The 6,464-nt window shown below is 63.2% G+C and carries 4 protein-coding genes; all 4 read left to right on the top strand.

The features are described 5' to 3' along the window. Positions 1-575: 575 nt before the first annotated feature. The 4 genes from ACIQ2A_RS18290 (at position 576) to ACIQ2A_RS18275 (ending at position 6,398) form a co-directional block, all read left to right on the top strand. The gene (locus ACIQ2A_RS18290; protein ID WP_398481833.1) at positions 576-3,959 is read left to right on the top strand and encodes a helicase-related protein; all 3,384 of its coding nucleotides are present in this window, start codon (positions 576-578) and stop codon (positions 3,957-3,959) included. A 186-nt stretch (positions 3,960-4,145) separates the two neighbouring features. Then, positions 4,146-4,415: an RNA-binding S4 domain-containing protein gene (locus ACIQ2A_RS18285; protein ID WP_398481830.1), complete on the top strand. Its 270-nt coding sequence runs from the start codon at positions 4,146-4,148 to the stop codon at positions 4,413-4,415. A gap of 154 nt (positions 4,416-4,569) precedes the next feature. Further along, positions 4,570-4,908 carry a ferredoxin FdxA gene (gene fdxA / locus ACIQ2A_RS18280; protein WP_211910503.1) on the top strand — a complete coding sequence of 113 codons (339 nt, stop codon included), beginning with the start codon at positions 4,570-4,572 and terminating at the stop codon, positions 4,906-4,908. Between the two features lie 443 nt (positions 4,909-5,351). Beyond that, positions 5,352-6,398 carry a CarD family transcriptional regulator gene (locus ACIQ2A_RS18275; protein ID WP_398481837.1) on the top strand — a complete coding sequence of 349 codons (1,047 nt, stop codon included), beginning with the start codon at positions 5,352-5,354 and terminating at the stop codon, positions 6,396-6,398. Positions 6,399-6,464 lie beyond the last annotated feature (66 nt).

Here is a 6,464-nt window from a genome sequence, read left to right as displayed (position 1 = left end):
GACCCCGCTCGGCCAGGCCATGCTGGAGGCGACGGAGTTCGTGACCACCGCCGCGCCGGCCAAGGCGGCGGCGAAGACGAATTGAGGAATGGTCGTAGGATGGGTTGAGCGGCGGCCGCAGGCCGACGCGACAACCCATCGGCGGAGCCAGCCGCGAGGTTTGAATGATGGGTTTTCGCTCCGCTCAACCCATCCTACGGCGCTGCCTCCGTGTTGCCACAAGACATGCGCGCGAACCCGCGCGGCAGACGCCCGGGTCTTGCGGCAAACCAGCGGCGGCAGAGGCAAACCAGCGGCCGCCTTGCGGCATCACGGCGGCACCGCGCCTGTTGACTCTTTTGCCGATCGGAGTCCGTCGGACTTAGCTTTGTCCACAAGGATTCACAGGCCTTGTTGCCCCGTCACAAACTTGATCTAGTGAGGACATTCGACACGCGCCGCGACATCTTGGGGCTGAGGCGCGGGTGAAGGTGTCGAGTCACCGATTCGGGCCGGTTTCGTTCCGGAGTCGTTCCGATCGCTGCTGTTTCAGCCCCTTGCCTTGACAGAAGGCCACGCGGAAATACTTGAAAATCATGGCCTTTTCCTCCCCGCCCGGCAATGGCCGCGCGCCCGGCGCCGGCGTCACCGCCGTCCTCGGCCCCACCAATACCGGCAAGACCCATCTCGCCATCGAGCGGATGCTCGCGCATTCCTCTGGAATCATTGGCCTTCCGCTCCGCCTCCTGGCCCGCGAGGTCTATAACAAGATCCTCGCCCGCGTTGGCCCGGAGGCGGTAGCCCTCGTCACCGGCGAAGAGAAGATAAAGCCGTCAAAACCACGCTATTGGGTGTCCACCGTCGAGGCCATGCCACGAGATCTTGATGTCTCGTTCCTGGCGGTGGACGAAATCCAGATCGCCGCCGACCTCGAACGCGGCCATGTGTTCACCGACCGCATCCTGAATCGCCGTGGCCGCGATGAAACATTGCTGCTCGGCGCCGCCACGATGCGGCCGATCGTCGAGAAATTACTTCCTGGAATCAACGTGGTAACCCGCCCGCGGCTGTCCACGCTGGAATTCGCCGGCGACCGCAAGATCACCCGCCAGCCCCGCCGCACCGCCATTGTCGCGTTTTCCGCCGACGAAGTTTACGCCATCGCCGAACTCATCAAGCGCCAGCACGGCGGCGCCGCCGTGGTCCTCGGAAGTCTTTCTCCGCGCACGCGAAATGCGCAGGTGGAGATGTTTCAGACCGGCGATGTGGACTATCTCGTCGCCACCGACGCCGTCGGCATGGGGCTCAATCTCGACGTCGATCACGTCGCGTTTGCCTCCGACCGCAAATATGACGGCTACCAGTTCCGCCGCCTGACACCGTCGGAATTCTCGCAAATCGCCGGCCGCGCCGGCCGCGCGACGCGCAATGGCACCTTCGGCACCACGGGCCGCTGCGAGCCGTTCGAGCCCGAGCTCGTCAACCAGCTGCAGAACCACATCTTTGAACCCGTGAAAGTGCTGCAATGGCGCAATTCCAGGCTGGATTTCACGTCAATCGCAGCCTTGCAGGTCTCGCTCGCCGAAACACCGCGCCATGAATCACTGACACGTGCGCCAATTGCGGAAGACCTGCGCGTGCTCGACCACGCCGCCCGCGATCCCGACGTGCGCGAGATGGCGCAGGGCAAGGACGCGGTCGAGAAATTGTGGGACGCCTGCCAGATTCCGGATTATCGCCGTGTCGCGCCCGCCGCGCATGCGGAGCTGGTGGTGACGATCTTCAACTTTCTGATGAAGCGCGGCCGCATTCCGGATGCCTGGTTCGGCGCCCAGATCGCGCAGGCGGATCGGACCGACGGCGATATCGACACGTTATCGGGCCGGATCGCGCAGATTCGTACCTGGACCTTTGTGGCAAATCGTCCTGATTGGCTCGCAGATGCCGAACATTGGCAGGGAATCTCCCGTGAATTGGAAAATAAACTGTCAGATGCCCTTCATGAGAGGCTTACAGAGCGTTTCGTTGATCGTCGTACCAGTGTATTGATGCGCCGCTTGCGGGAAAACACGATGCTGAATACTGAAATTGGTAAGACGGGCGAAGTTGTTGTCGAGGGCCACACCATTGGCCGGCTCGATGGTTTTACATTCTTGCCCGATGCGGCCGAAGCCGGCTCCGATGCGAAGGCCTTGCAGGCCGCGGCATCGAAGGCGCTGGCCGGCGAGATCGACGCGCGCGCGGAGAAACTCTCCAATGCGCCGGACGATCAGCTCGTGCTCACATCCGACGGCACGCTGCGCTGGACCGGCGACGCGGTGGCCAAGCTGGTCGCAGCCGATGACGTGCTGCATCCGCGCCTCCGCATCATCGCCGACGAGCGCCTCACGGGCGCGCCGCGCGATGCCGTGCAGGCCCGTCTCGATCTGTATTTGAAGACGCATATCGAAAAGCTGCTCGCGCCGCTGTTCGAGCTCGCAAAGGCCGAGGACGTCACCGGAATTGCCCGCGGCATCGCCTTCCAGCTCAACGAAGCGCTGGGTGTGCTGGAGCGGCAGAAGATCGCGACCGAGATGAAGGATCTCGATCAGCCGTCGCGTGCCGTGCTACGCAAATATGGCGTGCGCTTCGGCGCCTATCACATCTATTTCCCGAACCTGCTGAAGCCGGCCGCGCGTTCGCTGGCGGCGCTGCTGTGGGCGCTCAAGCAGGACAATGTCGATATGTCCGCGCTGTCCAGCGCGCAGCATCTCGCAGGCTCCGGCCGCACCTCGTTCCCGGTCGATAAGGAGCTCGGCCGCGATGCCTATCGCGTGCTCGGCTATCGCCATGCCGGCGAGCGCGCCGTGCGCGTCGATATTCTCGAACGTCTGGCCGATCTGATCCGTCCTGCTCTGTCGTGGCGCGAGAATTCGCCGGGCGACAAGCCGGCGGGCGCCTATGACGGCCGCAGCTTCACCGTGACCCAGGCGATGACCTCGCTGACCGGTTCGGCCGGTGAAGACTTTGCCTCGATCCTGCGTGCGCTCGGTTATCGCATGGAGAAGAAGCCGGCATTGCCGCCAGCACCGCCGAAGCCGCTGGCTGCGACGACGCCGATCGAAGCTGCGACGGCTTATGCAGCCGTCGAAGCGCCGACGGCTGCGCCCGTGGCCGATGCTGCGCAGGGTGATGTTGCTCCGGAAGCGGCGGCAACTGAAGCCGTTGCTGCTGAGCCCGTTGCTCAGACTGAAGTCACCGAAACTCCGGTGACTGAGGACGCGCCCGCACCGTCGTCAGCCTCGCTGCTGCCGGATGTGTCGCCGGTGGCAAGCGAGCCTGTCGTTGAAGCGCCCGCGGAAGCGGCGACTGAAGAAGCTGCGCAGGTTGAAGCCGCGACGTCGGAGTCGGCCCCCACCGAGACTGCGACGGTTGATGCAGAAGCGCCCGCGACGGAAGCCGCTGCACCTGCCGAGCCCGAAATGGTCGAAGTCTGGCGTCCCGGTGGCCGTTCGGATGAACGCCGTCCGCCGCGCCATGACCGCAATCGCAATCAGCACCGCCGCGACAACAATGCCGGCCAGGCTGCGGCTCCGGCCGGGCAGGCCGAAGGCGCGGTCGCCGACGGCAACCGCGGCAATCGTCCCGATCGCAACAATGGCGGTCGTCGCGACCGCGATGGCGATCGTGGTGGCAACAAGGATTTCCGCCGTCCGCGCAGCGATGCGCCGGCCGGTGGCGCCCCGAATCGCGAAGCCCGCGGCGATCGCAACGACAAGGGCGGCAGTCGTCCGCCGCGCGACCAGCGTTTCGGCGGCGGCAAGGGCAAGTTCGGCGACAAGGGCCGCGAAGGTGGTCGTGACCGCGATCGCAGCGGTGGCGGCGCCACGCGTCCATTCGCAACGAGTGCCGCACCGCGCGAGCGAGGCGGTGCCATCGATCCGAATTCGCCATTCGCGAAGCTCGCAGCGCTCAAGGAGCAGCTGGGCAGCAAGGAATAAGGTTTCTTCCGAGTTCCGTCGCCATCCTTCGAGACGCACGCCTGCGGCGTGCTCCTCAGGATGAGGGGGAGAGTGGAAGCGGGTGGCAGTGTCCATCTCAGACCCTCATGGTGAGGAGGCGCGAAGCGCCGTCTCGAACCATGAGATTGGACGCTCCCGCAGGATTTGCCGCAGCTAAGGTGCCCGTTGGAACGACAACGCCTCGACAAATGGCTGTGGCATGTGCGGGTGGTCAAAGCCCGCACCAGCGCTGCTGCGCTGGTCGAGGGCGGCAAGGTGCGGGTCAATGGCGAGCGTCAGAAGTCGCCCGGCCATGGCATCAAGATCGGCGACGTGATTACCGTCACGCTCGATCAGGCTGTCCGGGTCATGAAGGTCGAGGCATTTTCCGAGCGACGGGGGGATGCAACCGCGGCCCGCGTGCTCTATACGGATTTGCAACATCCGCCGGAGTAATTATCTCAGGTGGAACAGCCCGACCAAAGTCGGTTCGTGGCAAAATCCTTCTCTATGATGGAAACGCACTGATCCAATCCGGCTGCATGTCTTGCGGCGTGGGGGTGGGTGCGCTACGCAACCGTCAAAATATCGATCGTTTCCGGAGCTTTGGATGACTTACGTCGTCACCGACAATTGCATCAAGTGCAAGTACACCGACTGCGTCGAGGTGTGCCCCGTGGATTGCTTCTACGAGGGCGAGAACATGCTGGTCATCCATCCGGATGAATGCATCGACTGCGGCGTGTGCGAGCCTGAGTGCCCGGCCGACGCGATCAAGCCGGACACCGAAGGCAATATCGAGAAGTGGCTGCAGATCAATCTCGAGCATGCCAAGAAGTGGCCGAACATCACCCAGAAGATCGATCAGCTGCCTGAGGCCGAAGAATTCGACGGCCAGGAAGGCAAGTACGAGAAGTTCTTCTCGGCTGCGCCGGGGAAGGGTGACTAAGGGCTATCCTTAAGGCTTTGAGCCACCTGGATACCTCTGACGACCTGAAATTTACCCTGACCTTGATTATGACCAGTTCGCGGCCGCCAGGCGGTCACGAGGGGGCATAAATCATTGATTTTTGCGGGAAATGTGCTATTATAGGCACATTCAAGAAGCTGGACCGCGTGGTGCCGCTCGTTTTGGCCCTGCCGGGTTCCCGTTTAACAAAAATCAAACAGGGGCGTGGCAGTTTCCGCGCACAGGCCGTGTCACAGAAAACGCGTAAAAAGAGTATTTCTAAGCCTTCGAAGAAGACGGCTGCCGCGAGTCCAATTGCGGGCAAACGCAGCGTGAGCAAAGGCCCAGCACGGCCCCCTGTCAAGGACACACGGACGACGACCCGCACCGCGGCCAAGGTTTCGCCAGTCAAGGCTCCGACCACCAAGGCCGCTCCGGCCAAGGTGTCTGCTGCCAAAGCTCCAGTTAAGGCTCCCGCCAAGGCCCCCGCGGCCAAGGCTCCGGCAGCCAAGACCACTGGTGCGAAGACGGCGCCAGCCAAGACCTCTGGTGTGAAGGCTTCACCGCCTAAGGCCCCTGTTGCCAAGGTCGGCGCGCCCGAGTCCGCCCAGAACAAAAGAAGTGAAATGCCGAACAAGACTGCCAAGCCTGCCGCCGAGAAGGCTGCTCCCAAGACTGCCGCCAAGTCCTCGACCGTGAAGTCCGCTGCGACCAAGGCTGCTGCTGCGAAGCCGGTGGCTGAGAAGCCGCGCACCGAGAAGTCGTTTGCGCCGAACACCACGGCGTCGGCGATGAAGGCTGCTGCTGCAAAGGAGCAGGCCAAGGCTGCTGCGGCTGAGAAGCCCGTCGCTCCGAAGCCGGCGGCGCCGGCTGCGCGTGCCGAGGAGCCGAAGAAGGTTGCGACCCAGCGTCAGGGCTTCAAGACCAATGAATATGTGGTCTATCCCGCTCATGGCGTCGGCCAGATCCTCGCCATCGAGGAGCAGGAAATTGCGGGCGCCAAGCTCGAACTGTTCGTCATCAACTTCCTCAAGGACAAGATGACGCTGCGCGTTCCCACCGCGAAGGTCATCAATGTCGGCATGCGCAAGCTGTCGGAGCCGGCGCTGGTCAAGAAGGCGCTGGAAACGCTGAAGGGCCGTGCCCGCATCAAGCGCACCATGTGGTCGCGCCGCGCGCAGGAATATGAAGCGAAGATCAATTCGGGCGACATCGTCGCGATTGCCGAAGTGGTCCGCGATCTGTTCCGTTCGGACTCGCAGCCCGAGCAGTCCTACAGCGAACGCCAGCTCTATGAAGCGGCGCTCGATCGTCTGTCGCGCGAAATCGCTGTCGTTCAGCATGTCACCGAGACCGAGGCGATCAAGGAGATCGAAGGCCAGCTCGCCAAGAGCCCGCGCCGCGGCGCCAAGGCTGAAGATGGTGCCGAAGCCGGTGCGGATGAAGCCGATGATGGTGACGAGGATGTCGCCGAGGACGAAGCTGCATAAGCAGCGGCGCTCCGAACAAGTTCAAAAGCCCGACCGAAAGGTCGGGCTTTTTTGTTGTGTGATACG

The sequence above is a fragment of the Tardiphaga sp. genome, assembly GCF_044336785.1.
Taxonomy (GTDB): domain Bacteria; phylum Pseudomonadota; class Alphaproteobacteria; order Rhizobiales; family Xanthobacteraceae; genus Tardiphaga.
The sequence above is the reverse complement of the archived record's forward strand: the minus strand, read 5'-3'. Positions and strand labels throughout refer to the sequence as shown.

Bases quoted from the DNA above. Each gene is read 5' to 3' on its own strand.
- ACIQ2A_RS18290 (WP_398481833.1), top strand. From the start codon at position 576: ATGGCCTTTTCCTCCCCGCCCGGCAATGGCCGCGCGCCCGGCGCCGGC.
- fdxA (WP_211910503.1), top strand. From the start codon at position 4,570: ATGACTTACGTCGTCACCGACAATTGCATCAAGTGCAAGTACACCGAC.